Annotated in this window: 3 protein-coding genes; 2 read left to right on the forward strand and 1 reads right to left on the reverse strand. The window is 64.4% G+C overall.

Going from position 1 to position 2,166, the window contains the following annotated elements; all coding sequences use genetic code 11:
- Positions 1 to 297 (forward strand): transposase family protein (locus tag VGS97_RS17285; RefSeq protein ID WP_326854589.1); only part of this gene is annotated, 297 nt, incomplete at its 5' end.
- Between the two features lie 196 nt (positions 298 to 493).
- Here VGS97_RS17285 and VGS97_RS17290 read toward each other — a convergent pair.
- Positions 494 to 1,018, reverse strand: coding sequence for a hypothetical protein (locus VGS97_RS17290; protein WP_326854590.1), 525 nt, complete (start codon positions 1,016 to 1,018; stop codon positions 494 to 496).
- A gap of 981 nt (positions 1,019 to 1,999) precedes the next feature.
- Between VGS97_RS17290 and VGS97_RS29620 the strand changes: the two genes are divergently transcribed.
- The coding region (locus VGS97_RS29620; protein ID WP_349262169.1) for an ADP-ribosylglycohydrolase family protein at positions 2,000 to 2,166 on the forward strand (167 nt) is incomplete at its 3' end.

Below are 2,166 nucleotides of genomic sequence, written 5' to 3' on the forward strand. Positions count from 1 at the left end.
GCCCTCGGCCCATACACCGGGAACCTGGCGTTCCTGGCCGACGGCGGGTACGAGGGTGCAGGCCAGGGCGTACTGACCCCGGTCAAGCAGCCGAAGAACGGCTACGAACTCGACCCGGACACCCGCACCTACAACCGGCTCCTGAGAGCGCTGCGCTGCCTCGGCGAACGCGGCTTCGCCCTACTCACCCAGCGCTGGACCACGCTGCAACACATCATGCTCAGCCCACGCAGAATCGGGAAGATCACACAAGCAGCCCTCGTCCTCACCCAATTCGAGCACCGCATCATCACGTAACCACTACAGAGAAAACCTCAGTGGGCAGAAAGACAGCGTCGAGATCTCGGGTGGCACGTGCACTGTCGTACGCGACTGCGATAGCCGCGCCGCCGACGAGGAACAGGTCAGCCCGGGCACACGGGCGTGCTCGTGTGCATGCCCACGTCTGCCGCATCGTCGCGACATCTGCCGTGGCTCTGCCCCGGCCTGTGTTTCAGCTCTCTCCTGTAGCCGCCTGGATCATGGCCTGGCCGGCCGTGATCCACCAGATCACGCTGATCGCCGCTACTCCCAGGGCACGAAACACGGTCCCAGCGGCCCGTCTTCTCGTCCACGGCCTGCGGTCGGTCATCGGCCAGAGCGGCACGGCGTCCTGAACCATCCCGCGAGCCTGGCCGAGCGAGCGCCTTAACCGAATCCTGATCCACCGCATGCCGTCAGCCAACTGCCTGCGCCGAACGCGACCGAAGAGCCCGTACACCGCCAGCGGGCCAGCGGTGCCGCCGACTCCCATGCCCGCCGCCCAACCAACACCGACCGCGACCTGGCCCACGGCGACCAAGCCCAGCGCGCCCTGCCCCACCGCGATCCCCCCGCGGGCCAACTGGCCCACGGCGACCACACCCGTGGAGAGCTGCCCGAACGCGACGACCCCGGTGGCGATCTGTCCGAAGGCAAAGACCCCACGCGCCTGTTGGCCGAACGCGAATATCCCTTGAGCCTCGGAGCCTATGGCCACCACTCCTGGCTCCCCACCCCATGCCAGCATTTTCACGACCGCAGCATATCGATGCCGCCATGATCTCCGGGGTGGCTGCGGGGAAACCGCATCGACGTCACGCCGTTGGCCTAGCGAAAGACGAACGGTGGGGATCGGTCGGCCAGCTTCTCGGCCGGATAAAAAGCCATGAGGCCCACACGAGGCCTATCGGCAAGCGACGTACTGTGCACGTCCCGGTGCGACCGCGAAGGCCATCGGCAGCAACACAACCGAGAGCAGCCGCGTGCCGAAGCCGAACCTGCGAAGCGGTGACGATGGCGTATGCCGATTCGAACTCGGCGTCAGCACAAGTAGCATGCGAACAAGCTCGTACAATTATGATATTCGAGCCAGGATCCCCATACTCACTCATCTTCGGTAGCCATAGCTCAGGGGCTAACAGCGCTTTGGTACGGCTGCTAGCCTCCGGCTACCGCGTAGCTGCGCGGGTTGCGGGTTGGAGGGGTCAAGGTTTTGCTCGTACTTGTCACAGGCAAGTCGGTCAACGTTGGGCTCAGGGCGAGCGGCACGTTCTTCTGTCTCTATTGCAATGCGGAGCGCAGATATCAGTACCGGATCTGGGAGACTACTTCGCACGTCTTCTTCGTGCCGCTCGGGTCCACGACCGGCGAATGTGTTCTGTGCTTGACTTGCGAGTCAGCGTTCAGACTCGAGTGCCTCGACGAGAACTCCACAGCGACCTGCGATGAACTGATCATGGCAGTACCGATGAAAGTCGCGCATGCGAACCTGCGGTTCAGGCCACGAACAGCAGCCTTGGCACCCTCGTACGAAGAGCCAGGGGACGTACTCGCGCGCACCGGCTATTCCGGGTCGCCAGAGATGGCGCTTGCGCGAGGGCGCGCCCCACGCCCTCCCCGCAGACACTGACTCGACGGCGCCGATGCACGTGTCTGCCTTGCCGTGCAGAATCGGTACCCGTCGAGAGGATAAGTGGCGATGAGCAACCAGCGACGTGCGAGCGGCTGCATGTTCGGTTTGGCGTACGGCGACGCGTTGGGGCGGCACACGGAGTTCAAACGCTATGACGAGATAGTCGCGATCGACGGCCCGGCTGGACCGCGCCGTCTGCAAGGTGATCCCGCGTTGGTGACAGATGACACGCA

The sequence above is a fragment of the Actinocrinis sp. genome, from assembly GCF_035946395.1.
In the GTDB taxonomy this organism is placed as follows: domain Bacteria; phylum Actinomycetota; class Actinomycetes; order Streptomycetales; family Catenulisporaceae; genus Actinocrinis.